Consider the following 26,892-nt stretch of genomic DNA (forward strand, 5'->3'; position numbering starts at 1 on the left):
TAGTATAAAACGATTGTTGTTTTAATGATCGTTTTATATTCTTCATAAAATAAAAAATCACAAAAAATGAAAAAATACATTTTTGTGGGCTATTGCTCACTAGCTTTCTGTACCCTGATTTCAGCGCAGAATAAATCTATTAACTTTAAGAAAGTGAAAGAGTTAGGAGGTATAGAGGAATATCTGTACCAACCTAATGGTATGAATGTTTTGCTTTTGCAGGATAATGCTTCGCCTGTTGCAACGGTACAAATCGTGTATCGTGTAGGTTCTAAAAATGAGGTCTTAGGAAACACAGGGTCAACACATCTTTTGGAACATTTAATGTTCAAAGGAACTCCGACTTTCAATAAAAAAAGCGGCACTACCATTACTGATGTACTTCAAAATACAGGAGCACAGTTAAATGCCACAACCTGGTACGACAGAACCAATTATTTTGAAACACTGCCAAGTGATAAAATTGGTTTGGCATTGCAGATTGAAGCCGACAGAATGCGTAATTCTTTATTACTAAAAGAAGATAAAGAAGCAGAAATGACCGTAGTTCGTAACGAATTCGAACGTGGTGAAAACGATCCAAACAGTTTGCTGGATAAAGAAATCTGGGCGGCAGCTTATATCGCACATCCGTATCATCATTCTACAATAGGTTGGAAATCGGATATTGAAAAAGCACCAATTGAGGTTCTGCGTAATTTTTATAATACCTATTACTGGCCTGATAATGCGACGTTGACTATTATTGGAGATTTTAAAAAAGAGAATGTTTTTGAATTAATAGAAAAATATTTTGGAGGAATTACAAAAGCGCCAAACGCAATGCCGCAACCGTATACCGAAGAGCCTCAGCAATACGGACCTCGAAAAATTATCGTAAAAAAACCGGGAGAATTAGGCGTTGTGAACAAAGCTTATAAAATTCCGGGAGCTTTGCACGAAGATTTACCGGCATTAAATATTCTCGGTGAAATTATTGGGGCTGGACCTTCGGCAATTTTAAACAAAACTTTTGTTGATACCCGTATGGGAATTTATAGTTATGCGAGTGCGACAAATTTTAAGGAAGTTGGTCTATTTACAATTGGTGTTGGTTTTCCAACCACTTCAAAACATGAAGATATTGATGCCAAAATAGGCGAAGTCGTTGCTAAAATTCAGAAAGAAGGTGTTACTCAGGATGAGGTAAATCGTGTGGTTGCCAAAATTAGTGCGCAGACTATTTTAGGCCGTGATGGATCAGGAGTTATCGCATCTGAATTGAATGAAGCAATCGCTGCGGGAGACTGGACAGATTATGTAACAGGTATTGACCGACTTAAAAAAGTGACACCAGCGGATGTTTTGCGTGTTGCCAAAAAATATTTAGTTGAAGATCAAAGCACAACGGGATATTTTATACCAAAACAATCCGGATCAAATGAAGGACTCGAAGCGAAAGCCGAAAATTTTATGCCAGACAATGCCCCATTTTATTACAGAGATCCAAAGCACAACCTTGTTGAAGAAGGTATATCATCAGAACAAAAACACACAGTGAATAAAGTTTTTGATGTAAAGGAAATCGCTGCAGAAAAAACAGCTTCCTCTTTTAAAAGAGAAAAAATCGCCGGAATCGATGTTGTATCAGTAAAAACTTCAGCTAAAGATTTTATGACAGTTGCAGCCAGTATTTCATTAGGAAATTTTGCTAACGAAGGTAAAAATGAAATGATTCCTTCTTTAACAACAGCAATGTTATCAAAAGGAACAACGCTGAATGATAAATTTAAGTTTTCAGAAAAGCTTCAAAAATTAGGAGTAAACATCAATATTGGTGCTTCAAATACAAAAATAAATATTGGTTTTAAATGTTTGAAAAAAGATCTGGATCAGGTAATTGCTCTCTTGGCAGAAGAATTACGTTCACCATTATTTGATACAAAAGAATTTGAGAATTTAAAACAGCAGTTTACTGGAAATATACAGCAAAACCTAAATGATCCAGGAGAAAGAGGGGGCATAGCGTTGGCACAGGCAATTTATCCAAAAGGAAATCCAAACTACAGTTTGAGTGTTGAAGATGATTTAGCAAACATTAAAAATGCAACTCTGGATGAGGTAAAAGCCTTTCATAAAAAATACTTTGGACCAGCATCCATGCATTTGGTTATTGTTGGCGATACAGAAGGAGCAAATTTAAATGCCGCATTAAAAAAAACATTTAAAAACTGGAATGGCGGTGTGGCTGAGACTTTAAAATTTGAAGATGCTGCAAAAAAACCTTCGAAGACGGAAGTTATTACCATTGCAGAAAAACCTAGTGCCGAATTATTCGTAGGCCAATATACCGGTTTAAAAAGAGCAGATGCGGATTATATCCCATTTTATATTGGCAATTACACTTTAGGTGCTGGTTTTGCCGGTCGTTTGATGCAAACCGTTCGTGATAATGATGGTTTGACTTACAATATTTCATCAGGATTGGGAGGCAATATTACAACAGGAGGTTATTGGTTTGTTAATGCATCATTTAATCCAACTTTATTTCAAAAAGGATTGGATGCCACTATGGTACAGGTTAAAAAATGGGTAAATGACGGAATAACTGAGGAGGAATTAGAGAATAAGAAAACCAATTTAATTGGAAGTTTTAAAGTAGGAATGTCTACTACTAACGGAATGACAAGAACGATTTTAAGCTTTGTCGAAAGAGGTTTGGAACCAAATTATATCGAACAATATCCAAAGGATATCGAAAAAGTAACGCTGGAACAAGTTAACAATGCGATTAAAAAATACATTCAGTTAGATAAAATGATTGTCATAAAAGCGGGTTCACTTGATACGGATGGCAATCCTTTACAATAAATTAAAATAGGTATTCAACTTTGTCAATGTTTTAAACTTTGAAAAAGTTATTGCAACTAGAAACCTGAAACAAAAAGTAAATTTTAATAGTCGTCTTTCATTATTTTTATTTTAGAATTGAATTAGTTATTATTTCTGTGAGAGACCTTAAAGAGCTGTTTGCCGACAGCTCTTTTTTAAAAAATATCAAATCAAAAAAAATGAAAAATATCATAATTACCATGCTGCTGCTGGTGAGTTTCAGCATGTTTGGACAAATGTACAATCCGGTTAAATGGACAACTTCTGTTGAAAAAATTACAGAAAAAGAATATTTACTTAAAGCTGAAGCCAAGATACAATCGGGCTGGCATTTGTACGGACAATATATTGAAGAAGGCGGACCATCGCCAACAGCTTTTACTTTTAAAAAGGATAAGAAAAACTTCGAATTAGTGGGTAAAACGACTGAGGGAAAAGGACATGAAGTAGTGGATAGAATCTTCAATATGAAAATTAAATATTTTGAAGATAAAGCAATTTTTACCCAAAAAATAAAATTTAATTCAGAGAATAGTGCAAACATTACCGCCGAAGTTGAATTTATGGTTTGCGATGACAGTAATTGTTTACCGCCCACTTCGGAAAAATTATTATTTAAATTTCCAAATGCAAATAAATTGGCTTCAGCTGAAGTAAATTCGGTTCCGAGAGATTCAATAAAAGAAGAAAAAGCAATTGTAGCTGTCGAAAAAAAAGCTGAAATAGCGGTTGGAAACCCAATCAAAAAAAATGAATCGAGAGGATTGTTAAGCATCTTTATAATTGCTTTTTTATCTGGTTTTGCCGCTTTATTGACACCATGCGTTTTCCCGATGATTCCAATGACAGTAAGTTATTTTACCAAGCAAAGTAAAACCAAGGCTGCCGGAATTAGAAATGCCCTGATATACGGATTTTCAATTATTATTATTTATGTTTTATTAGGATCGATTGTAACGGCTATTTTTGGTGCAGATTCCTTAAATGCCTTGTCAACAAACGTTTGGTTCAATTTAATTTTCTTCATTTTATTGGTTGTGTTTGCCTGTTCTTTTTTAGGTGCCTTTGAAATTATGCTGCCAAATGCATTGGCAAATAAAGTCGATTCACAAGCAGACAGAGGAGGGTTGATTGGGATTTTTTTCATGGCTATGGCCCTTGCAATTGTTTCGTTCTCTTGTACCGGACCAATTGTGGGAACCTTATTGGTAGAAGCCGCTTCAAAAGGAGGTATCGCGCCAGTAGTAGGAATGTTAGGATTTTCTACTGCTATTGCTTTACCATTTTCATTATTTGCTGCTTTTCCTGGTTGGTTAAATGCACTTCCAAAATCGGGAGGATGGCTGAATACCGTAAAAGTAGTTTTAGGTTTTTTAGAATTGGCTTTAGCTTTTAAATTCTTATCTAATGCCGACTTGGTTTTGCAATTGCATTGTTTGGAAAGAGAAGTTTTTCTAACAATTTGGATTGCTGTTTTCGGAACATTGGCTTTCTATTTATTCGGAAAAATCACTTTGCCCCATGATTCGCCAATTAATCATATTTCTGTGGGAAGATTGAGTTTTGGCCTAATCGTTTTGAGTTTTACAATTTATTTAATTCCCGGATTGTGGGGTGCTCCTTTAAAGCTTATCAGCGGATTTCCACCACCAATACAGTATAGTGAATCTCCGGATGGATTTGGAGCTAAAAACACAGTACAGAGAGGTAAGTCTGCTTTGGCCGACGGAGCAGAGTATGGTCCACAGAACATCATCACTTTTCATGATTATGACAAAGGCATGGAGTTTGCCAAAAAAACAGGAAAACCTGTTTTACTGGATTTTACTGGTTATGCTTGCGTAAACTGTCGAAAAATGGAAGAATTGGTCTGGTCAGATGCTAAAGTTTTGGAAGTTTTAAACAACGAGGTGGTTTTGATTTCGCTTTATGTAGATGACAAAAAAGAACTGCCTGAAAATGAACAGTACGTTTCTGAGACGACAGGCAAAAAAATAAAGACAATAGGTAATAAATGGAGTGATTTACAGATCAAGACCTATAAAGCAAATGCACAGCCGTTTTATGTGATTGTAGATCATAACAGTTCTAATCTTGGAGAGCCTTCTGCATATAATCCCGATGTCGAGAATTATTTGAACTGGCTTGAGCGGGGAATTAAAAATTTTAAAAAATAAACTTTTTAAAACGAATAAAAATGAGTGTCACTGAGAATAAAACCGCGAATATCGGAGTCGAGCAGTATTTTGCTAAATTTAGAGAGTACACAATTGGGGCAGATCATAGTTTTGAGTCTATTTATGGACAGCAAAAATTGCTGTACGCTGACTGGATTGCCAGTGGCAGATTATATGGTCCAATAGAATATATCGTACGCCATAAAATAGGGCCAATGATTGCCAATACACATTCATTTTCAAGTGAGACGGGAAAGGCTTCAACATATGGCTATCAATATGCCAGACAGCTGATTAAAAAACACGTGAATGCTAGCCAATATGATGTCCTGGTAACTACTGGAACCGGTATGACTGCGGCATTATCCAAATTACAGCGTATTATGGGGCTTCGTTCCACGGATAATATTTACAATGTCGGTCTGCTTCATGAAGATGAAAGGCCGGTGGTTTTTATAACGCATATGGAACATCATTCAAATCAGGTTCCATGGTATGAAACCATTGCCGATGTGGTAATACTTGCTCCGGATGATAACAATATGGTTGATCCTGAGATTCTCGCTGCTGAAATTAAAAAATATGAACATAGGGCTGTAAAGATTGGCTCTTTTACCGCATGCTCAAATGTTACTGGAATTATTACTCCATATCATCAGCTTGCGAAAATCATGCATCAACATGGGGGTTACTGTTTTGTAGACTTTGCAGCATCTGCGCCCTATGTAAAAATTGACATGCACCCTGAGGATCCTCAGGAGCAGCTCGATGCAATATTCTTTTCACCGCATAAGTTTTTGGGAGGGCCGGGAACCTGCGGAATTTTAGTCTTTAATGAAAAGTTTTACAGTTCGTGCTATCCCGATAATCCGGGAGGCGGAAATGTAAAATGTACTGATCCTTGGGGGGGATATCATTACAGTGATTCTATAGAGGTTAAAGAGGATGGAGGAACTCCCGGCTTTCTACAAGTGATGCGCACAGCTCTTTGTCTGGAACTAAAAGATCAGATGGGAATAGAAAACATGAAAAAAAGGGAAAAGGAACTTCTGGAACTTTGCTTTTTTGAATTAAAGAAAATAGATGGGCTTCATATTTTGGGTGATCTGAAAGCCGAACGTATTGGCTGTGTTTCCTTTGTCATTGAAGATATTCATTATAATCTAATCGTTCGTCTTTTGAATGATCGATTTGGAATACAGGTAAGAGGCGGGTGGTCATGCGCCAGTACTTATGCGCATGCACTTTTCAATATAAAACAGGATGAGTCCAAAGCAATTACAAATGGTATACTTGAAATGGATCTCAGCCAAAAACCTGGATGGGTGCGTATATCGCTCCACCCCACAATGACAAACGAAGATCTTCTCTTTATCTGTGATGCAGTACAAAAGGTAGCTTTTTATTATACAGAATGGCAGAAAGCATATAAATACAATCCAGCCAGCAACGAGTTTGAAAATGTAGCAGGTGTTGAAAATACTGCTGAAGCGGTAAAAGGATGGTTTAGTATGGATCAATATATCTAAATTCAGTACAATGATCTGGAATGATTAATTATTGAATTTTATTCTAATTGATAAATTTAACTTTAATTAAAGTGAACATGAAGGAAACGCTTAAGGAACATATATCTAAAGTAGTTCAGATATCAGACGAAGAGTATCTGGAAATAGAAAAGTTCTTCGATAAAAAAAGTTGTAAAAAAGGCAAATATATAATAGAGACTGGAAAGTTTTCTACATATGAATTTTTTATCCTTGAAGGTTTAGCTGTAGCTTCACATCTCAATGATATTGGTAAAAATCATATAATTCAGTTTGCCTTGGAAGGGCAATGGATATCAGACGTACGGTCTTTCAATACAGGCTGTTCTGCAAGTATTGACATTAAATGCCTGGAGGATACAGAGTTTTATTGCATCTCATATAAAGAAAAAGAAAAGCTGTGTGAAACATCTAAAAAAATGGAATTTTTCTTCCGAAAGAAAAGCAACACAAACAGTATAATGTATCAAAGCAGAATCCTGCTTTTTATGTGTTCAAATTCAAAGGACCGCTATGAGCAGTTTCTTCGCGAATATCCAAAGATACAGCTTCGACTTTCCAAAGTTATGATTGCTTCTTATTTGGGAATAACCAGAAAGACCCTGAGCCAATTTTAACATGAATTTGAAAGTAATTTGATAATAAAAAAAATCCTAATGGAAGTTAGGATTTTTTTCTAACTGATTTTTAATTTGAGCATAAGGCAAATATGAAAATTTTTGAAATAATTTGGGTTATATGTTACTATTTTTTTCCTTTTATAATCCATCTTTGCCCTAAAAAATAATGGAATACGCTGGATATTTTGCTTCAATTATTATAGGCATTTCACTTGGTTTAGTTGGTGGAGGGGTTCTGTTTTGACTGTCCCTATTTTAGTTTATTTATTTAAGGTAAATCCTGAAAAGGCAACTTCGTATTCTTTGTTTATAGTGGGTTTAACTGCCCTTTTCGGAAGCTACAATCATTATAAAATGGGCAATCTCATATTTAAATCTGCTTTATACTTTGCCTTGCCGTCAATTTTTTTCATACTGGTCATCCGCGAGGTGATATTTCCCAATATTGCTTCCAACTTATTTTCCGTAGCTTCTTATACTCTTTCAAAAGACTTACTTATTATGATAGTGTTTTCTATACCGATGATTATAGCGGCAGTATCTGATTTTAATATCTTAAAGTAATAGATCACTTTTTATCTATCAAATACACCAACATAATTTTCTAAATTTATAATAGTAGAATTACAAATGAATCCAAATATTGAGACAAACCCGTTATTAGAGCGATTGCCTAAACATTTAAAGCAATTTATTAAACCTCAGGATTATAGCGATTATACGCCGATTAATCAGGCTGTTTGGCGTTATGTGATGCGCAAAAATGTAGATTATTTATCAAAAGTTGCCCATCATTCTTATTTGGATGGCTTGAAAAAAACCGGAATCGAAGTAGATTCTATTCCGAGTATGTATGGAATGAATAGAATTCTGACCGAAATTGGCTGGGCTGCCGTTGCGGTTGATGGTTTTATTCCGCCGAATGCTTTTATGGAATTCCAGGCGTATAACGTTTTGGTTATAGCTTCAGACATCAGACAATTAGAACATATTGAATATACACCCGCACCAGACATTATTCACGAAGGTGCCGGCCACGCTCCTNTATAACGTTTTGGTTATAGCTTCAGACATCAGACAATTAGAACATATTGAATATACACCCGCACCAGACATTATTCACGAAGGTGCCGGCCACGCTCCTATTATTGCGAATCCTGAATATGCGGAATATCTACGTCGTTTTGGAGAAATTGGATGCAAAGCCATCTCATCACACAAAGATTACCAGATGTATGAAGCGATTCGTTTGCTTTCGATTTTGAAAGAGGCCGAAGATACACCACAAGAAAAAATCGACGAAGCAGAAAAAGCAGTTGCCGATTTGCAAAATAATATGAGTGAATTATCTGAAATGGCCCAGATTCGTAACCTGCATTGGTGGACAGTGGAGTACGGTTTGATTGGAACTGTTGAAGACCCCAAAATATACGGTGCCGGATTACTTTCTTCTATTGGAGAAAGCGCTTGGTGTATGACAGATAACGTGAAGAAAATCCCCTATGATATTTCGGCTGCGAACCAAAATTTTGATATTACGCAGTTACAACCTCAACTTTATGTAACGCCTACTTTTTCATATTTAAGTTTGATCCTGGAGGAATTTGCCAATAAAATGGCATTGAGAACCGGAGGCCTTTCCGGAATTCAGAAACTAATTCATTCGAATGCTTTAGGTACAATTGAATTGAGTACTGGTCTACAAATTTCAGGCGTTTTTACCAATGTTTTGGAAGAAGAAGGAAAACCGGTTTACATTCAGACTACCGGAAAAACAGCTTTATCATACCGTGAAAAAGAATTAGTGGGCCACGGAACTTTAACTCATCCACACGGATTTGGAAGTCCGATTGGGAAATTAAAAGGCTTTAATTTAGCGATCGAAGATATGAGTCCGAAGGATTTACAAGCTTATAGTATTGTCGAAAATGAAACTGTAAAACTGGAGTTTGAAGGCAATATTATTGTGGAAGGAGAAATCATTACAGGTTCCAGAAACTTACACGGAGAGATCATTTTAATCAGTTTTAGAAATTGTACCGTAACGCATGGCGAAACGATTTTGTTTCAGCCTGACTGGGGAAATTACGATATGGCCATTGGTAAAAAAGTAGTTTCTGCTTTTTCCGGACCAGCGGATGTGACTAGTTTTGATCTGATTAATATTGTTCCGACCTCTCAAACCATTAAAGCAAAACATACAGATGAACGCGATGATTTAGAAGTTCTTTATCAGACTGTTCGTTTCATAAGAGAAAATAAAGATTCGAAATCAGAACTAAAAGCTGTTTTTGAAAAACTGAAAAATAATCATACAAACGATTGGCTACTTCCTGTTGAAATTGCAGAACTTTTGAAGGATTCTGAAGAAAAACAATTACTACAAGAAGTATTGGTTTATTTGGATCAGCTGAAAGCAAAACGCCCTGAAGTGGCACATTTGATTTCAGGCGGCCTGGAATTGATTTTTAATCGTTTTGTATGATCAATTAATGCTATCTGTATTCCAATCTACAATATTTAATCACCCAATATAAGTAAAAAATGAAAAATCTATTAAAGCAATTCGAAAATAAGGAACCTGAAATTGTTTTTAACTGGAAAGATTCTGAGACAGAAGCAGAAGGTTGGACAGTAATTAATTCACTTCGTGGAGGAGCCGCGGGTGGTGGAACAAGAATGAGAAAAGGCCTCGATATGAACGAAGTTCTTTCTTTGGCAAAAACAATGGAAGTTAAATTTTCAGTTTCTGGTCCTGCAATTGGAGGCGCTAAATCCGGAATTAATTTTGATCCGAACGATCCTCGTAAAAAAGGCGTTTTACAACGTTGGTACAAAGCGGTTTCGCCTTTGTTAAAAAGTTATTACGGAACGGGTGGTGATTTGAATGTTGATGAAATTCACGAAGTTATCCCTATGACAGAAGAATGTGGTGTCTGGCATCCGCAGGAAGGTGTTTTTAACGGACACTTCAAACCAACCGAAGCAGATAAAATCAATAGAATTGGTCAATTGCGTCAGGGTGTTATCAAGGTTATCGAAAACCCTAAATTCTCTCCAGACGTAACGAGAAAATATACTGTTGCCGATATGATTACAGGTTACGGCGTTGCCGAGGCTGTTCGTCATTTCTATAATAATTATGGTGGTGATATTAAAGGCAAAAAAGTAATCGTTCAGGGATTCGGAAATGTTGGATCTGCAGCCGCTTTTTATTTAGCTGAAATGGGAGCCAAAGTTATCGGAATTATTGATCGTGACGGAGGATTAATTAATGAAAAAGGTTTTTCTTTTGAGGAAATCAGAACATTGTTTTTAAATAAAGACGGAAACAAATTGATTGCCGATAATATGATTCCGTTCGAGGAAATCAATTCTAAAATCTGGACCATTGGTGCTGAAATTTTCACACCTTGTGCAGCTTCAAGATTGGTGCAACAAACTCAAATCGACAGCTTAATTGCAAACGGATTAGAAGTTATTTCGTGTGGTGCGAATGTTCCTTTTGCTGATAAAGAAATTTTCTTCGGATCTATTATGGAAGAAGTGGATCATAAAGTAAGTTTGATTCCGGATTTCATTTCGAATTGCGGAATGGCGAGAGTTTTTGCTTATTTCATGGAGAAAAAAGTGCAGATGACAGATGAGGCGATCTTTAATGATACTTCAGAAATTATAAAAAATGCGATTGTAAAAGCTCATGCTTTGAATCCATCCAAAACCAATATCAGTGCGACTGCATTTGAAATCGCACTGAAACAATTAGTATAATCAATTGTTAGATTTAAGTTAATTGCAAAAGATCTCACTATTTATTTTAATCAGACCTTTAATAGTGATGGAACTTCTGTCAGTATTTGAGTTTAAAAAAATATAACCCTGATTATTCAAAAATATTAACGCATCTAGTACTCTTGCTTGCTTTTCGTTTTCATTCGACAAATTGTCTGTAAATACTGTTGTAAAATTACTGACTTGAGTAAGTATACTAGTCAACTCTTCTAAAGTGCAGTTTGTGCCGTATCTGCCGGCAAGTATTTGCAGAACTTTTATATGAAATATTGGTAATGTTTCCATAAAATAAATCCTTTATATAAATTTACGGAAACTAGTTCAATTTGGATTGTTGGTGTTATTTGTACAGGGCAGTGGATAAATTAGGCAATACGATTGACTTTCTTTTGATCAGAAAAAGACAGAGAATGAGCGCTCCGTCTTTTCTAATTAAAGCAATTAGTAATAACTGCAGGCCACGGGTAATAAACATTGATAAAAATGGTTCTAATACAGCAGCGATCAAAGTCTATAACAAGCGCTCGTTCTCAAAGATTAAAATCCGGCAATGTAAATATCTCAACAATATTGTCGAACAGGACCATCGTTTTATCAAGTGGCGCATACAAAACGGATTAGGTTTTAAAAGTTTTGAATCGGTCAGACGAACATTGAGCGGAATTGAAGTTGTACATATGCTAAGAAAGAATCAGATGGTTAGATCAGGGATATCTATGTTTAAATCATTCTGTAAATTGATGGACTAACTTTAAAATTACTTAAAGTCTTATTATTTGATTCTGACAGATGCGACAGAACCGGAATTTTGCCATTTACTAAATTAGGTGATATATTTCTATTATGATATGGCGAAAATTGAAAAAATTCTCCAAAAAAATGAATTTTGAGAATATTTATATTGAAAAAAATCCTCAATCAATAATTTGATTGAGGATTTTTCTTGTGATTTAATTACTGTTTACCTGTAACTTTAATTCGGATTACCGTAAGATTACCATATTTTTCGAGATCTTCTTTTGTCCACTCGTATTCTTTTCCTTTAGGTCTTTGGTCAAAGTGCCAATTTAAAGGCTCTTTTACATATATATGCAATCCGATAGCATCTGTATTATTGGCTGCTTTGTTTAATTCTTCTCTATTTTTAAAGCGAAAAGTAAAGTACGATGGAGAATCTGTTGTTCCCAGCACAAATTTTACTTCTGGTTTTATTTCTTTCAGTACATCTTTTAAAGGCTTATTGATGAAATTTTGTTCGTTAGTTTTTAATTTATAAGCGTCATTCGGAACTTGGACCAACTGCTGTGCCTGACAGCTGCTTATTATAAATGATAGGAATGCTAGGAATTTGATTGTATTTTTCATGATTTATTTTTTTAAAATTAACAAGGAACAGCTATGTATGATACTGTGCCGTCTGGGTTGTTTGTTTTTTGCAATTTAATTCGATTAAATTTCCCACTGCTGTCTTGCTTCATTAATGTAATTCCAGCATTATTAGCATCTAAAACCGTCGCAATTGCTTCTGTTCGAGCTTCAATTGACTCTCCCAGCTTAGTTCTGATATCTAATATTTGATCGAAAATATTATCGGGGAATTCAGGAGGGTAATTAGGTGATAAGTCAGGAGGATTATTTTTTACAAATTCCTTTGCAGCTGGAAGGTTATTAACCACAATTGCATAAGTTTCACCTCCGGTTACAATTATTGATGTATAAAAGGCAGCGTTTTTAGTGTTTAGTGTGACAGCAACATAAATATCACCTGCAGATAACGGAGTATTATTGGGATGATTGTGTATTGCTGCAAATGCTCCAGAAAGGGTTTCATTTACTGATACGTCGTTTGTCCCTCCATTCCTCATTGCCGACTGTGTATATGGGCCGGCAGGGCCTGGATAACCTAAAGTAATGCTATGTTCTTTACCATCAGCACCAGCTTGAATAATAGCAGCTTTCGCACTTATAAAACTTGCATTTGCTGCGACAGAAGTTGCATTTTTTGCAGCGAAGCATGGGTCAAAAGCTGGAAGTCCATTTGGGTAAAGCGGACCTGAGATCCCAGGCATATATCCTGGAGGCAGGGTGCCTGGACCGCCGGGACCAAAAGTGTAATCAGGATACCACACCCAGTTACTGCAGGTTGTATAATTTCCTACTGTAACGTAGTATGAGCAAACTAGCCTGTCGGTTAATCTCTTTTCCGGATTATAGTTATGCAGACCGGAAAATTCACTGTTTTCGTATTTTCCAGAGTAACCGATTGTGTTATCACTTTTCTGAATTGTTATATATCCGGAAAATTGCGAACCAATATCAAGTATATTAAATGATTTATCACTATTATTGAATGAAACATCTTTAGTCGTATAGACAATATTAAATACTTTATATGTATCATCGATATTTTTAATCAACAGAAGCCTCATAAAAGTTTTATATTCTATGTCAGAAACAACATTTGTCGAAGCATCGTCAATTAATTTTAAAGGTACTTCAATTGCCTGCTCACCGTCGTTATCAAGTACAATTGCATTACTCCAATCGATAGTTTCAGTATATTTTAATGCTTCTAAATTGGGCTTGGTGTTTTCAAACCATTCTTTTGCATTAAGGACAGATGATTCCTGATTTGTTAATTCAATTTCATCTTTTTGGCAACTTGATAATAAAACGGCAGTGCTAATTGCAAGAAAAGAAATTGATCTGCGTAGTTTATTGCTCATAAATTTCAGAGTATTAATAAATTAATTATTTAGTAATTCTTCTTCCGGTTCATTGTAAATAATCCGTTGGCCATTCGGATGAATTATTGTAGGACAATGAACTCAAAAAATTTTATTTTGAGCAAAATTAAAAATATATTCTTACAAATACGCTTTCTCTTGAGGATTATTTATAATTATTTTAAATAACAAACTTAAAGCTCTTATATATAGTAATATATGCAGCAGAAGATAGTGACCTGCTGGGTTCTGTCGCATTTGGGAATAACTTTATCTTTATAATTTTAAACCCATAAAGTCATTGTTATCCAAAGTATATCATTCTGCAGGCAGTATATTTTAAGCTTAGGTTTACTTTAGTGTTTATAGCCGGAGAAAGTTATGATTTGGCCACTCCGATTGGGTATGCTAAAATTACTGTCAAAAAAGCAAATTTTCCTGAATATAGAGTCATTTTTAAAGAATATGAATCTGGTCATATGTTATATTTGGGCAAACCTGGAAAATTATTTAGTCATGATCTACGATCGTTTATTTTAAATAGTACAGATAAAATTAATTTAAATATAAAAACTAACTGATTTATGGAGTCAATAAATAATAGGTGATAAAATTTGCTATCTAAAAGTTTCGAACCTAAGCTTGTTAGGCTTTGATTTTGCTGATTTTTCCTTTTTCCAAATACCAATGCGCCACGATTCTGCCACAAATCTAGACCGGTAATTGCTATAGCATTTTTATATGTAGTAATGATTTGAACTTAGAGGTGTAAGTGGTCTTTATACAGTGATTTACCCCATGTCTTAGATCTAAATGCACCAATTCTGAACATAAATTCAAATTATTACTAATCCAATATTTTATCTTGCTAAAAAAAATGTAATAATAAACGTTTAAACCTAAACTGGCTTGACTTAAAAATGCTAATCCCATTGGAAGATGCAGAACTGCTTGGCAGGCTTTACCAAATACATTTAGATGAAAGCAAAAACAATGTTTCAATCCACTTGTTTCCATCTTTAATTTTAATAAAACGCCGACTTCGGAGGCGTTTTCCAGCCCCGCAGGGCAAGTTGTTTTGAGATGCTGAATTCATTTCGAGCATCTCAAAACACAACTTGCAGTGTTCTGGTGAACACATTATTAGATATGTCTTAATTGAAAGGGCTTGAAGCCCTTTTTTTTATTCTAATGGCAATGAAGTAATTATTTTACTGACACAATAAATGCTGTCTAGACAGTACAGCCTTAACACACGGCAGGTTTTTAATAAAGTAGTCAAAGGCATTGGCGTACAATTAAAAAAGAAAATATTTATGCAGGCATGCAGGCAGGTCTATAGGTATTCTTACATGCAGCTATTCAAGCAATCAAGCAATCAAGCAATCAAGTAATCAAGCAATCATGTGTTCAAGTGCGCAGGTTGGGATGTATGCAAGTATGCAGGTTGGCATTCCTGCCTGCACGCCTGCATGTAGTCATCCACTCAAGCATGCAAGTATACACACAGGTCAGTAGGTGCTCAGGTAGTCCAGCATTACCGACAATAAAAAAAAATATTTTTCAAAAAGAAAATAGAAAAAGGGAAAAAAGAAAAAGAAAGCAATCTAAAAGGACGGGATGCAGACAGGCCAAAAGGAATCGGAATAAGTCCCGAAGGGTGTCTTGTGAGGAACGAGCAAGGCATTATGCCGAAGTCTTTTTGCCAGACTGGAACAGCCCGTCGTACCTTCGGTTTCTTTTTGTTATTTCTTTTGATAAAAATATAAATAACAATCGGTAGATAAATGATCGCTTGTAAAGGTAGAAGACTTTGCGGGAATTTTGTAATTACAATCTTAGTAGATATTCGAATATTGCAGACAGCTTTCTAAAACAACGGTTTTAAGCTTGTACTATATTATTTAGATAATCATTTAAAAGCAAGCGCCATAATACGGATAGTAAACCTAAAATTGAAAGATTATGTTTATGGACATGCCCTCCACACTATAATGAAGTGATTAGCATTATGTGTCGGAGGGCTTAATTTATTAAATGCAGGATTAAATCCAGTGATACGGTTTATCCTTGCGGTTGACGTAGCAGTGCATTTCTTCCTTTTTGAGTTCGGGAAAGAATTTAAGGGCATCTTCAATGGCATAGTTAGGAAGAAAGGAAATCTCTTCACGGACTGCCTTAATTACTTTTTCACGACCATAAAAACGCACGATTTCGTCAATTTGATCTTGACCTCCACGTTCAACGATACGGGCAATAACCATTTTATATCCTCCATCCCAATCAATGCTGTCGAATCTAAAATCCCAAAAGAATTTAGGGTGAAGATTGGGTATGTTTTTAGTTAATTTCTCCATTGTTTTATAAAAATGGTTAGTATCAAATATAAGCATTTTTTGCTTAATTTACCTGCGAAAACCTCTCTTTTTATTGGGGTTAATTGGTAAATCCTGGCTTTCCGATTTAAATTTATATAAAGGATTTTTTACTGCCAGTTCCAGCCGTATTTGGATGTTTTTCCAGTTCTGCTCTTTTTCTTTCAGCATGTCTACACCGTCAAATGTGGTAATCTTGTCATAAGTATTCAGGCCCCTGCAAGCCCAGTACGGATCTTTGCCATATTTTCTCTGATAGGCTTGCAGATAAAACTTTAGAGGTTCTTGCTCAAGCATAAAGTACATGTCGACAAAATCCTTGTATCTGGTACCGCTCTGATGGATTGCATGGAGTTTCATTGCCCCAATATCTTCATTGGAAATCATGCGGACTCCTTCTACTGTTTCCACAGAATTCAGGAGAGGGTAATTGTGTGTAACAATATCGACTTTTATATTATCGATGAAGGTAAGAACTGTGTTATTGTGGAGTCTGCTTATCTCTTTATTTGCATTGTAAGTGGCATGCAAATATTTAAGCATCGCATGCGGATCAAAATCTTTTGCTGTAAAAAGATCTATGTCTACCGATAAGCGGTGTCCTAATCGTAAGGCCAGCGCTGTACCGCCAACTAATATGTGGTCTTTCAAATTTTCATCTTTCATAAGCCTTTGGAGAAGTTCCCACATCTCCGAAGTAACAGTTTCTTTGCAGAGCATAATTTTATATTTTCAGAAAAATTAATTCTGAAAAAGCCCTACTCTTCTGAAGTGTCCTCTAACGGCTTTATTTGACAGAGGATGTCCAATCCTAAAGATATAAGACTGTATTTGGAACAGCTAAGCCAAATACTTCCAAACACTTCCAAGTACTTCCACAGTAGGTCACAAATACTGATTATAAAATATATTGGTTTTAAGTAACACCATTAATTAAAGTCATGAAAAATGAAGAAAAAAAGAACCCGCATAAAGGAGGCAGACCTTCCAAAATAGATCCCGCCGTCCACCGTTATTCTATCAGTCTTACTGCGGAGGAAAATGCGCGCTTTCTGACTCTTTTTGAAACATCAGGAATGCATGTAATGGCTCACTTTATTACAGCTTGTGTTTTTCAAAAAGGAATAAAAACAGTTAAGATCGATAAAGCGACAATGGATTATTATATGCGCCTGACGTCCTTTTACAGCCAGTTTCGGGCTGTCGGGGTAAATTACAATCAGGTTGTAAAGATTTTATATCAAAAATTTTCCGAAAAGAAAGCTTCGGCATATCTGTACAAGCTTGAAAAGCAGACAATAGAATTAGCTGTTTTATCCAAAAAGATAATACAGCTCACGGAGGAGTTTGCAGAAAAGCACATTGAAAAACCTTGACATAACAGCAAAAATTTCAAGAGCGTAAGTCTACAGACGTGTTTATTCACGTCCAGTGTATGAAACATGCTTTTCAGTGTACCATATATACAGAATTGATAGGATACATTCTTAAGATTTCATTAATTGCGTTTGTTAAAAGAATAGTTGTCCTGCCACAGATTTAATTTTTAGCATCATAAAGTGCCAGCCTACAATTTTTGTTTCGAAGATTACGGCTTTAAAAGAAAAAGAGCATCTCGATATTAATATTGAATATTGAAATGACTTTAAGCATGTATTTTTTATTCATTAAAATAATTGATGACGTGTAAGTAGTAAAAATTGTGAAAATGGCCTTTTACAGTTTACAGAAGGAGGTAACAGGTGGCAAAAAAATAAACTATTAAAAGAAGAATCATGGGAGGTAAAAATTTGGTAAAGCCACAGGCTGAAAGTCGGGATATAGGACTAGAAGAAAAAGAAAGCAACTTTTGCGATCAGAAACAAAAAGCTGAAAAATTAACTATTGAAGAATTAAGATGCTTTAAAGGTTTTGAAACAGTATCAGAATCGGAGGGACAGGATATAATTGAAAGCCTGTTTCGCTTAGCAGTAATACTTAATGATTTTTAAAGTAAAATTATTAAGTAAAGAAAATTTACACAAAGAAAAACTAACTCAAAAGGATGAGATACAAGAAATTTGAAGCTAAAGGTTTTTAAATCTTTAAGTTAGGCTATTATATCAAAAAAGGATGAAGGTTTAAAGAGACAAAAAAACAAAAAATCTTAATCTAATGCTTGAAATTATATTTTTAAAAGTAAAAGAATTCTATAAAGATAGGGGATAGATTTTAAAGGATAATCAATTTGCTTAAGAGGGAAAAGCCAATTAAAGCCAAAAAACGTCATTCAAAACATTAAATTAATTACTTGTTTGTTGATGCATTACTTTTGTTATAACATTCTAATGATATAATATAGAAATAAAATTATGCTATGGAAGAAATTGTAACTAAGGAAGATTTAAGGCAGTTTGGTTTGTTATTATTGGATAGCATGCGATCTATAATTCAAGAAAATAGTAATGAAGCAACCGGATTGTTACAGCCTGAATGGCTAAAGAGTAAAGCTGTCAGAAAGCTGTTAGACATTTCAGCTGGTTCAGTTCAAAATCTACGAATGACACGGAAAGTCAGATTTAAAAAGGTTCTCGGCTCATACTACTACAATAAAGAAGATTTACTAAAACTTTTCAAAGATGAATCAAACTAATAGTAAAGGAGAAGAACAAATCATAGGTCACCTATCCATTTATATGGATGATCCCAAACTCAATGTTTGGCATTTGGCTATTTTAACAGCAATTCTAAATTTGGGATACATGCAAGGAGAGAGACAGAGAATTAAAGTCAGCCGTCGTAAGCTCATGTTATTGTCACATATCAATACACTGCCAACTTATCATAAATATTTCAAACAGCTTCAGGATTTGGGCTATATTAAGTATATGCCTTCTTATCATCCGGGTTATAGAAGTGAAGTTGAATTATATCAAGAGAGGTTATCCCATAATTGAGATAACCTCTTTCTTTTTGTATTAAATTATTTTGGAGATTATAATCTAAGAGGATGGTATCTTATATTTCTCTTTAATTAATTCTAATTCATTCTCCAGTCTGATTAGTGCCGTCAGATCTTCCTGCGACATTTCAGTTTTTTCAGGGTGTAGTCTTTTATTCAGCAATGTCATTTCCCGGCCTATGGTAGCTTGTTCGGTAATAGCATAAGATTCAGTCTGTTTAACTGATGAGTGCCCTAGCATTTCTTTTACTACATTAATGGGGACGTTATTGTTCAATGTTACCGTGCTTCCAAAAGTTCTGCGTGCCATATGTGTATTGAGTGTGAATGGAAAACCGCATAATGCAGCAATTTCCTTTAGGTATTCATTCATTTTCTGATTAGAAGAAACCGGCAGTACAGTTCCGCGTTTAATGCAAACCGGATGATCTTTGTATTTTTCAAGAATTTCGATCGCCTTTGGAAGAAGCGGGATTCTTGCCGTAGAATTTGTTTTCTGCCTCTCAGATAAAATCCACTGATTTCCGTCAACGCCATCTTTTATGTCAGCTTTCTGGAGCTGAAATGCATCAATATAAGCAAGTCCTGTGTAACACTGGAAAACAAAAATATCGCGCACGGTATTAAGCCGGTCAGTCGAAAATTCGCGTCTTTCCAGTTCAACCAATTCTTTTGCAGATATAGGCTTCTTTACAATTTTAGTTTTCTTTCCTTTAAAATTCTTAAATGGATCTTTAATAATGATTTCTTTGTCGATGGCTCGTATTACAATTTTCTTGAAATTGGAAATGTATTTAAGTGTGGTATTATTTGCGCATTTCCTTACGGTACGAAGATAGAATTCAAAGTCTTTTATGAATTCAAAATTTAAATCTGCAAATTCAAAATCACTAGTATTGTATTTGAATTTAATGAAAGCCGTTACGTGATTTTTAGTGATATTGAATCTTTCCAATGTGGCTTCTGTATATCCGTTGCCAATCAGGGCTTTCAATTCATCATTGTGTTTTTGAAATTCTTCCAGCACCTTGGCTCTGGGTGTCATTCTTCCCATAACATGGTCCATAATCTTTTGGGAAGTTATGGGTTTTCCGGTGTACATAATTTCTGATTTGATTTCATGGATCTTCATAGCGAGTGAATCCAGAAAAAAGTTCAGGGATTTTGCGTCTTCTTTTGTACCTGTTGCTCTCTCGGTTTTCTGGTTCCAGCGCTCGCTGTCCCATTTCCGTCTTGTGGATGCTTCTTTCGGGATTCCGTCAACGGTTATCCTAAAATAAACGATTCTAATGTTACTCTCATTGCGGGCTGCTTTCAAAAAGAATATCAACCCAAAGCTGTTCTCTAGCATAATTCAACTTATTAGATTAGTAAATGTAGAATTATAACCTCATTTAAACAAGATGTAAACGTGCTTAACCCCTCCAAGTGTGCCACGAATGTGCCACAAAGATTTTGTTCGATTTTATAAATATTGAAAAGTGGTATAAAAGAAAAAAACCTGCAAATCGTTGGATTTGCAGGGTTTACCGCTTTTTTTGGCCTTTTTTGAAAACTTTGAAAATCTTATTTTTACTTTGTTTTCGGGCCTTCGCGGAGAAAGAGGGATTCGAACCCTCGAGCTCTAACCTTGTGAATTTGTATCCAAGCCTTCTTTTTTTATCCTTTCAATAAAATACACAGTTGGCATTCCGGTCCTGGCTTTAAAAGCTTTGGCAAATAATTCAGTGGTACTAAAACCAGCTTCTTCTGCCAAGGCTTTATTGGTATAATTGCGAACCAATTTCTCAGTATAAAATAAAGAGATTATATGCTCGATTTTAAGATCGTTTATATAGTCATTAAAGCGTTTATCTTTATAATGATGAATTATAGCCGATAGGTAGGTTGGATTGGAATTAAAAAGGGTTGCTAGTTTAGAGAGCTTCCAATCCTTGTCCAGATATCTTTTCTCCTTTTCAAATTTTTCTAGCTGTCTTAGAATAACCGATACCGTTTCAGGGTTAATATCGGGCATGGCTGGTTTTTCATTCTTTTCTCTTGGTTTAGTTTTATTCTTTGAGTTATTTATCTCCATCATTAGCTCATCAAATTTTTGTTTATAGAGCTTTCGATTCCTGAAGTTCCGATAAGCTACAAAAAGAAAACTTGAAAAAAGAAGGGAAGTGATCCCAATTAAAACTGAATACTTGTAATTTTTTCTTGCCAGCTGATCGCGCAAATTATCTTTTTCAAACAATAATTCCTGGGTGTTGTATTCTTTGTTTATTTTTCCCACCAGATATTTAAAGGTTTCATTGAGCATTGTATCGGCCCGGAGCAATTGGTCTACATAATACAACTGAAGCTTGGGGTTATCTTTTGTTTTATAGTAATTGATCAATAATTCGTATACTTCTCTGAGATCTGGTCTGAGGTATCCTTTTTTGTTAAAAAGCTCATCCACCTTTTCAAAATAGGGTAGCGCTTTTTCATATTTTTTGGTCTCCCAATAACTTTTTCCAATGTAAAAATATCCTACCGATTCATTTCCAAAATCTTGTTTTTGCTTTAATTCTTCTAAAGTGGATGCAATATTTTCAATAGCCAGGGCATAGTTTTTTTTAAAGTATTCGTTGATGCCCTGCGAGTGAATAAAATAAACTTTCATTTCCTTGATGCCGAGTTTTCTGCACTCTTCAAGACCTAGCTTATTGGTCTGGCTGCAGAGCCCATAGTTTCCAATTCGGTTATAACACTGTCCTAAAAAATGCAATGATTTCAGATAAGGCTGATCGTTTTCATTTTTGAAATAAGAAATACACTGTTGTAATAGCAAAATAGCCTCATCGTAATATCCCAGGTAATATTTGACCATGGCAATGTTGTATTTGAGCTTATGGCTGAGATATTGATCATTTGTTTTGGCTATATACTGGTTTGCCAGAATATAATTATCCAGAGCTTCGTTATGCTGTTTTAGCCAGTAGTGCGCTATGCCTTTGGAGAGATAAGCTGATCCGATTGCAGCATTATCATGAGATTTTTTGGCAGCATACACTAGACTGTCTGTATAAACAAGAGAGAGTGTATCTGAATAGTGGTGCGATAAATTTTTATAGCCATTGGCAATCTCTTTCCAGTTCTGCTCGTTTTTGGCCTTATGCAGGTAAGCATATAGGTAAACAGCAGCCCTGGTGCTGTCTTTTTTTAACTGGTAGGCTTTGTCGTCGAGATACTGGTAACTCTTATTTTGTAAAGAGTCCGGTATTTTTAAACTATTTGTTTGTGCTGTAATAGCTTGGGATAGGAGAATAAGTACTAAAAGTAATCGATTTTGATTCATGATATCTGATGCTTTGGGGGTAAATATGATCTTAAGCCTATCAGTATCACTTCAAAATTGCCGTCACACTAATTTTGCTTTATTCTTACTCAAATTTAATACAAACATTTAAAATTGTAGTGTTTTTATTATAAAAAAGAGGTGAGGATTTATTATAAATCCGTAGTTGAAATACCATAAATCCCCATTAATGCACTTGTGGGAGATTTTTCAAGCCGATAGCTTTGCCCTGAATTCAAAAGCGAAAATGTTGGGCATCGCGCCAGATAAAAGTTCCGCTTATCCGGATGAAATGAACTGAGATAAAATTCTCATTCACATTCAAACCATTTTAAATCATGAAAAATATACTATTATGCAGCATTTTATTATGTCTTTTAATTTCTTGTTCAACAGAGTCTGATTTTAATGCCTCTAAGGGTAATCCAGATACCTTGAATAAATCCACTGGAGTTTTACCAGATCCAGCCAATAAAGCAAATCCTTTTGATTTTAAAGGAAAACTTTATTATGATACGCTGCGTGAGTACCAGGGGGAAAATCAATTTCCAAACTCCATTGATGAGTTAAACAAGCAAATACGTTTTATTGGGTCTCCATTTGAAAAAAAATCTAAAACCGGTAAAAGTATACTATTCTTTACCGATGAAATTGTTCATTCCATTATGGATGATCCCGATAATAAAATGATCTCTATAGTAGAGAATAGCGAGCTTAGCGATTCGGCTAAAATAAGTCTTATAGACTTCCTTCAGGGACTCATCATCCAACGGGAACTTGATTTTTCAATTAGCTACAACTATATAGTGGAGTATGAAAGTACGGTGATTGGAAATGGTAGCTGGCAGGAAGAGGAGAGTGAAACTATTTTAACTGTGGCCTCCATTTCCCGCTATTCGCTTTATTCGGAGGCAGAGCAAAAGGATCGTGACTGGGACAAGTCAAGCTCAAACAAGCCAGCTGACCTTTTTTTCTCAACCAATGAAGTTTCTATTATTTCTATAATAGCATTGCTTGAGACGATTAATTAAACCGCATATCTAATTCATGCTGACCTTTTTAAAATGAAACCACGAATCATTGTTTATATACTACTGGTCATTCTTAATCTTGTAAGCCTTTATTTCATCATGGCACTTTTTAGCTATGATGAAATTCTGGCCTACGCGATTTCGGGTGGGACAAGAAGAACTGATCCTAAGCAGCTGGCTTATTTGTTATTTGTGAACTGTCTTTTGAATCTCTATTTTTTATCCTTTGTTCTCATGGAGGGGGCCTTTAAAAATAAAAGATAGAGTGGTACTGCCCATTTTATCTTCTTTAAATCTTTCATAAAAATTATCACAAGATGATCAGAGAGTTGCTAAATATGGAATTAAAGGACCATCCCAGAGAAGGCTTACAAGTGCATATTATCAAAGAGTATGTGATTAAAACACCCTGTAATGAATCTTTTTTAGTTCGTAATTATTCCATTATCCTTATAAAATCAGGACAATTTAAAATGAAGCTAAAGGAGCGTAAACAGGAACTTGGCGCGCACGATCTTATAGTATTGCCCAAGAACGCCTATTGTACTTTGCTTGAAGTAAAAGATAAATTACAATTTTTTCTGATTTGCTTTACATCGGATTTTGCACTAGAAAACACCCTGAAAAAAGAAGCGGTTGATTTCTTTACTTTTTTGCTTGGAGAAACTCCAACCAAAATTACCCTTGACGATAAAGATTTTCGCGTAGTATCGCTCATTTACAAACTTATTGATTTAATTAATAAAAATACTGGGCCTAATGAGAAGGAGTCGGGACTGGAGCATCTTTGTTTTAGCCTGTTTTTAAATAAGTTAAAATTAATGTTTAATCACTATACTCCGGGGATTGCAGTTAATATTCACAGGCAACAGCGCCTCACTATTGAATTTTTCAGAATACTGGTCATTCATTGCAAAAAACAGCACAGTGTTAAATTTTATGCAGATGTCTTGTTTGTAACGCCGGGTCACCTGAATAAAATAGTCAAACAAGTTACAGGGAAAACGGTAAAAAATCTCATTGATAAGGCCATTATAAATGAGATTAAAGAGGATCTTGAAAACTCGCAATCCACCATTACCAGTATTGCAGATGATTTTGAGTTTAGCAGCCTTTCCAAATTAAGCGCGTTTTTTAAAAGGCATACCTCTATTTCAGCTTCCCAGTATCGCTCAAATACAAAGGGAAGATTTAAAAAACCGTAGATTTTATTTACCTAAACTAAACCATATTGTCATGATTGCTGTTTATCCTTTTGAATGGATAGATTCATTGCTATTGCAAACTTTAAATCCAGAGAAAACAAACATCAGGGATCTATCGGAGAATGATTTGACTCGTATTGCAGAGAATCTTTCAAGGGAATTGCAAAAGATTCCAGTTCAATTAAAATGTCAAATATTCACTCTACAGAAAAAGAAACAAATTAGACTACTGGTTTGCAAGTACCATTCCAGTTTAGTTTATCTGCTTGATAATGCAATAGAATATCAAAAGAGCACTGTTTTTCAAACCGGAATTTTATATGGTATTATAGAGACAGTAATTAGCGCATTAGATGATTTATTAGCCTTTGTTGAGAGTCGTTATTCCAACTATTTAAGCCTTGATGCGCGTGCTCCACTTTCATATGTACTGGTTTTCAGAAAAGAAATCCTTTTAAGGCTGGAAGATATTAAAGACAAAAAAATAGTCAATGAAAAGAATAGCCAGATAACAGACATTGTGTTTGCTGCTTTATCTGATCCTGGTTTAAATGAACCCGAATGCAAATTCACCTATCGAAAAATATTATATTACAAGGCGCTTCTAAAGCAATTAGAAGCAGTAACAGATACACAAGAGCGCGCAGGTTTGTTCTCGGGGATTGATGAGTTGTTAATTGAGATGAATTTTAATTATCATCCTTATATTTGTTATTTTATAAATCAAATAGAAGCGCGTATCGCCTCAAAGGAAAGTTTGATTGATCAAATAAATGAACTATTGCACTATTATAAAGAATTGAGCCAACTACCATCCAATAAAAAAATCAGCTTTGATCCCGATAGGCAAAACATAAAAGATGCCCTGGAGAATTGGCTTTCCCAGGAAATCGTTTATATGGAAAAAAAGTTAGAACTTGCCCTAAAAACAAATTCAGGGGATTTAAAACCTCTACACAATAGAACATTAAACGATAAAATTGAATGTGATTTATCGGCAGATCAGATTGCATTGATATTGCGGGCAACGGATGAGGCAAGGGTGGTCAAAGCCAGATCAATGAACTATTTTTTTAAGATCATAGTGCCTCACCTGTCCACGCCTTTTAAAAAAGAGCTTTCCTATCATTCGGTAAGGAGCAAATCCTACACGCCCGAGGACAGGGATAAAGAAAAAGCCATCCAGACCCTGGAGCGAATTATAAAGAAAATTAAATCGTATTAATACCAATTATTAAAATTCCATATATGACACTAATTGCCATCTTTTTTCCCTGTATCTCTTTTCTTTTGAGAGGAAGAATTCTCACCTGTATTATCTGTCTGATTTTGCAGATTACCTTAATAGGATGGATTCCAGCCGCCATCTGGGCAGTCATCTCCTTGCAAAACTCAAGAGCCGATAAACGCAACAATAAGCTCATCAAAACCATAAGAAACAAATGAGCCTCTATAGGTTTTAGTAAAGAAATGCTTGTGCAGCTTGGCGGTAGAATAAAACTTTATTGATTCAAGGGGCAATCAGATAGTTACTTTGGATCAACTTATGGTCACAGATGCTGCAGGTTCAGAAAGATATTGCCTTTAGTTTCTTCTCAAACGTTTTCTGTTAACTCATTTACATAAATGGCTTATTTTTTTTAGTGTTGCGCTATATTGAATTATATTTTTTCTGCGCATTGTTTTGCCCTGTTTTTGATTACAATCATTATGAAGCCTATTTTTTGGCTGTAAAAGCTATCGCATCTACTTCAATGAGCATAGTGTCTAATGCCAGTCGGGGCACAGGTATCAAGGTGCTTGCAGGATATTTTTGATTCTTCCAGATTTCTTTCATTTCCTCTGTCCAGATCTTTAGTTTCTCTTCATTGTGATCGACTATCAGCACCGTTATTTTAAGAACATCTTCAGGGGTCAGATTATGATCGTCCAAAACTGTTTTTAAATTAATTAAGGCATAATGTGCCTGGGTTTTAAAGTCACCAGAAAGAGTATGCTTTAAATCCTCTGCGCCACTCTGGCCCGAAATAAATATCAAACTACCCTTAGAGGTTGTACCGGTTGAATGGCAAAATGCATATGGGGTAGGATCAAATAGTTTTTTTGGGTTTTTGTGAAGAATAGGGCTCCTATTTTTATCATTTAAGTGTTTTACATTTGCGCAGTTAACTAGTAGCAAAGTAAATAGTACTAGTAGAATAGCTTTTCTCATAAATCTGTTTTTAGGGTTCATTTAATTGTTTAGATTATTGTTTTTCTTTTGAATGTTCATTGGTTGTATG

23 protein-coding genes and 2 pseudogenes are annotated in these 26,892 nt (G+C 35.2%); 17 read left to right on the top strand and 8 right to left on the bottom strand.

Going from position 1 to position 26,892, the window contains the following annotated elements; translation table 11 throughout:
• The first annotated feature begins 66 nt into the window (after positions 1-66).
• From ASC72_RS16105 to ASC72_RS16130, 8 genes and pseudogenes are all read left to right on the top strand, one after another.
• Positions 67-2,850, top strand: a complete 2,784-nt coding sequence (locus ASC72_RS16105; protein ID WP_056192828.1) for a pitrilysin family protein — start codon at positions 67-69, stop codon at positions 2,848-2,850.
• A 200-nt stretch (positions 2,851-3,050) separates the two neighbouring features.
• Entirely contained in the window at positions 3,051-5,048 is a 1,998-nt protein-coding gene (locus ASC72_RS16110) for a cytochrome c biogenesis protein CcdA (RefSeq protein WP_056193579.1), read from the top strand.
• A 20-nt stretch (positions 5,049-5,068) separates the two neighbouring features.
• Positions 5,069-6,577 (top strand): aminotransferase class V-fold PLP-dependent enzyme, encoded by a 1,509-nt coding sequence (locus ASC72_RS16115; protein WP_056192830.1) that lies wholly within the window; start codon positions 5,069-5,071, stop codon positions 6,575-6,577.
• Positions 6,578-6,654: 77 nt separating this feature from the next.
• A complete protein-coding gene (locus ASC72_RS16120; RefSeq protein WP_056192832.1) occupies positions 6,655-7,212 on the top strand; it encodes a Crp/Fnr family transcriptional regulator in 558 nt (185 codons plus the stop codon).
• A 243-nt stretch (positions 7,213-7,455) separates the two neighbouring features.
• Positions 7,456-7,779 (top strand): TSUP family transporter, encoded by a 324-nt coding sequence (locus ASC72_RS23695; RefSeq protein ID WP_241775727.1) that lies wholly within the window; start codon positions 7,456-7,458, stop codon positions 7,777-7,779.
• A gap of 66 nt (positions 7,780-7,845) precedes the next feature.
• Positions 7,846-8,259, top strand: a pseudogene (locus ASC72_RS24565) (phenylalanine 4-monooxygenase); the annotation flags it as partial.
• Between the two features lies 1 nt (position 8,260).
• Positions 8,261-9,700, top strand: a pseudogene (locus ASC72_RS16125) (aromatic amino acid hydroxylase); the annotation flags it as partial.
• Between the two features lie 59 nt (positions 9,701-9,759).
• Positions 9,760-10,986 carry a Glu/Leu/Phe/Val dehydrogenase dimerization domain-containing protein gene (locus ASC72_RS16130; protein WP_056192835.1) on the top strand — a complete coding sequence of 409 codons (1,227 nt, stop codon included), beginning with the start codon at positions 9,760-9,762 and terminating at the stop codon, positions 10,984-10,986.
• A gap of 18 nt (positions 10,987-11,004) precedes the next feature.
• Here ASC72_RS16130 and ASC72_RS16135 read toward each other — a convergent pair whose 3' ends face one another.
• Positions 11,005-11,292 carry a hypothetical protein gene (locus tag ASC72_RS16135; RefSeq protein WP_056192838.1) on the bottom strand — a complete coding sequence of 96 codons (288 nt, stop codon included), beginning with the start codon at positions 11,290-11,292 and terminating at the stop codon, positions 11,005-11,007.
• Positions 11,293-11,351: 59 nt separating this feature from the next.
• On the opposite strand from ASC72_RS16135, the gene ASC72_RS24845 reads away from it, so the two are divergent.
• Positions 11,352-11,756, top strand: coding sequence for a DDE-type integrase/transposase/recombinase (locus ASC72_RS24845; protein ID WP_371258468.1), 405 nt, complete (start codon positions 11,352-11,354; stop codon positions 11,754-11,756).
• 205 nt (positions 11,757-11,961) lie between these two features.
• Here the strand turns inward: ASC72_RS24845 and ASC72_RS16145 are convergent, their stop codons facing one another.
• The 4 genes from ASC72_RS16145 to ASC72_RS16165 all read right to left on the bottom strand — a co-directional run bounded on the left by ASC72_RS16145 (position 11,962) and on the right by ASC72_RS16165 (position 16,828).
• The gene (locus tag ASC72_RS16145) at positions 11,962-12,372 is read right to left on the bottom strand and encodes a hypothetical protein (protein WP_056192843.1); all 411 of its coding nucleotides are present in this window, start codon (positions 12,370-12,372) and stop codon (positions 11,962-11,964) included.
• Between the two features lie 17 nt (positions 12,373-12,389).
• Entirely contained in the window at positions 12,390-13,733 is a 1,344-nt protein-coding gene (locus ASC72_RS16150; RefSeq protein WP_056192845.1) for a hypothetical protein, read from the bottom strand.
• 2,045 nt (positions 13,734-15,778) lie between these two features.
• Positions 15,779-16,090 carry a hypothetical protein gene (locus ASC72_RS16160; RefSeq protein ID WP_056193583.1) on the bottom strand — a complete coding sequence of 104 codons (312 nt, stop codon included), beginning with the start codon at positions 16,088-16,090 and terminating at the stop codon, positions 15,779-15,781.
• A gap of 48 nt (positions 16,091-16,138) precedes the next feature.
• Complete coding sequence (locus tag ASC72_RS16165; RefSeq protein ID WP_056192851.1) at positions 16,139-16,828, bottom strand: nucleotidyl transferase AbiEii/AbiGii toxin family protein; 690 nt, start codon at positions 16,826-16,828, stop codon at positions 16,139-16,141.
• A 221-nt stretch (positions 16,829-17,049) separates the two neighbouring features.
• Between ASC72_RS16165 and mobA the strand changes: the two genes are divergently transcribed.
• The 4 genes from mobA to ASC72_RS16185 all read left to right on the top strand — a co-directional run bounded on the left by mobA (position 17,050) and on the right by ASC72_RS16185 (position 19,044).
• Complete coding sequence (mobA, locus tag ASC72_RS16170; protein WP_056192852.1) at positions 17,050-17,484, top strand: conjugal transfer protein MobA; 435 nt, start codon at positions 17,050-17,052, stop codon at positions 17,482-17,484.
• A 399-nt stretch (positions 17,485-17,883) separates the two neighbouring features.
• Positions 17,884-18,099, top strand: coding sequence for a hypothetical protein (locus ASC72_RS16175; protein WP_056192854.1), 216 nt, complete (start codon positions 17,884-17,886; stop codon positions 18,097-18,099).
• Between the two features lie 365 nt (positions 18,100-18,464).
• A complete protein-coding gene (locus ASC72_RS16180) occupies positions 18,465-18,740 on the top strand; it encodes a DNA-binding protein (RefSeq protein WP_056192857.1) in 276 nt (91 codons plus the stop codon).
• Positions 18,727-19,044 (top strand): hypothetical protein, encoded by a 318-nt coding sequence (locus tag ASC72_RS16185; protein ID WP_241775729.1) that lies wholly within the window; start codon positions 18,727-18,729, stop codon positions 19,042-19,044. The genes ASC72_RS16180 and ASC72_RS16185 overlap by 14 nt, the downstream gene beginning before the upstream one ends.
• Before the next feature lie 45 nt (positions 19,045-19,089).
• Here ASC72_RS16185 and ASC72_RS16190 read toward each other — a convergent pair whose 3' ends face one another.
• Positions 19,090-20,400 carry a site-specific integrase gene (locus tag ASC72_RS16190; protein WP_056192860.1) on the bottom strand — a complete coding sequence of 437 codons (1,311 nt, stop codon included), beginning with the start codon at positions 20,398-20,400 and terminating at the stop codon, positions 19,090-19,092.
• 273 nt (positions 20,401-20,673) lie between these two features.
• Entirely contained in the window at positions 20,674-22,374 is a 1,701-nt protein-coding gene (locus ASC72_RS16195) for a helix-turn-helix domain-containing protein (RefSeq protein WP_056192864.1), read from the bottom strand.
• 338 nt (positions 22,375-22,712) lie between these two features.
• On the opposite strand from ASC72_RS16195, the gene ASC72_RS16200 reads away from it, so the two are divergent.
• From ASC72_RS16200 to ASC72_RS24850, 4 genes are all read left to right on the top strand, one after another.
• Entirely contained in the window at positions 22,713-23,405 is a 693-nt protein-coding gene (locus tag ASC72_RS16200; RefSeq protein ID WP_056192867.1) for a hypothetical protein, read from the top strand.
• A gap of 338 nt (positions 23,406-23,743) precedes the next feature.
• Positions 23,744-24,610 (top strand): AraC family transcriptional regulator, encoded by an 867-nt coding sequence (locus ASC72_RS16210; protein ID WP_206743216.1) that lies wholly within the window; start codon positions 23,744-23,746, stop codon positions 24,608-24,610.
• Positions 24,611-24,641: 31 nt separating this feature from the next.
• A complete protein-coding gene (locus ASC72_RS16215) occupies positions 24,642-25,835 on the top strand; it encodes a hypothetical protein (RefSeq protein WP_056192874.1) in 1,194 nt (397 codons plus the stop codon).
• Between the two features lie 23 nt (positions 25,836-25,858).
• A complete protein-coding gene (locus ASC72_RS24850) occupies positions 25,859-26,056 on the top strand; it encodes a YqaE/Pmp3 family membrane protein (RefSeq protein WP_082564331.1) in 198 nt (65 codons plus the stop codon).
• Positions 26,057-26,327: 271 nt separating this feature from the next.
• Here the strand turns inward: ASC72_RS24850 and ASC72_RS16220 are convergent, their stop codons facing one another.
• Positions 26,328-26,843, bottom strand: coding sequence for a RidA family protein (locus tag ASC72_RS16220; RefSeq protein WP_241775730.1), 516 nt, complete (start codon positions 26,841-26,843; stop codon positions 26,328-26,330).
• Between the last annotated feature and the right edge of the window lie 49 nt (positions 26,844-26,892).

The sequence above is a fragment of the Flavobacterium sp. Root420 genome, from assembly GCF_001427905.1.
In the GTDB taxonomy this organism is placed as follows: Bacteria; Bacteroidota; Bacteroidia; order Flavobacteriales; family Flavobacteriaceae; genus Flavobacterium.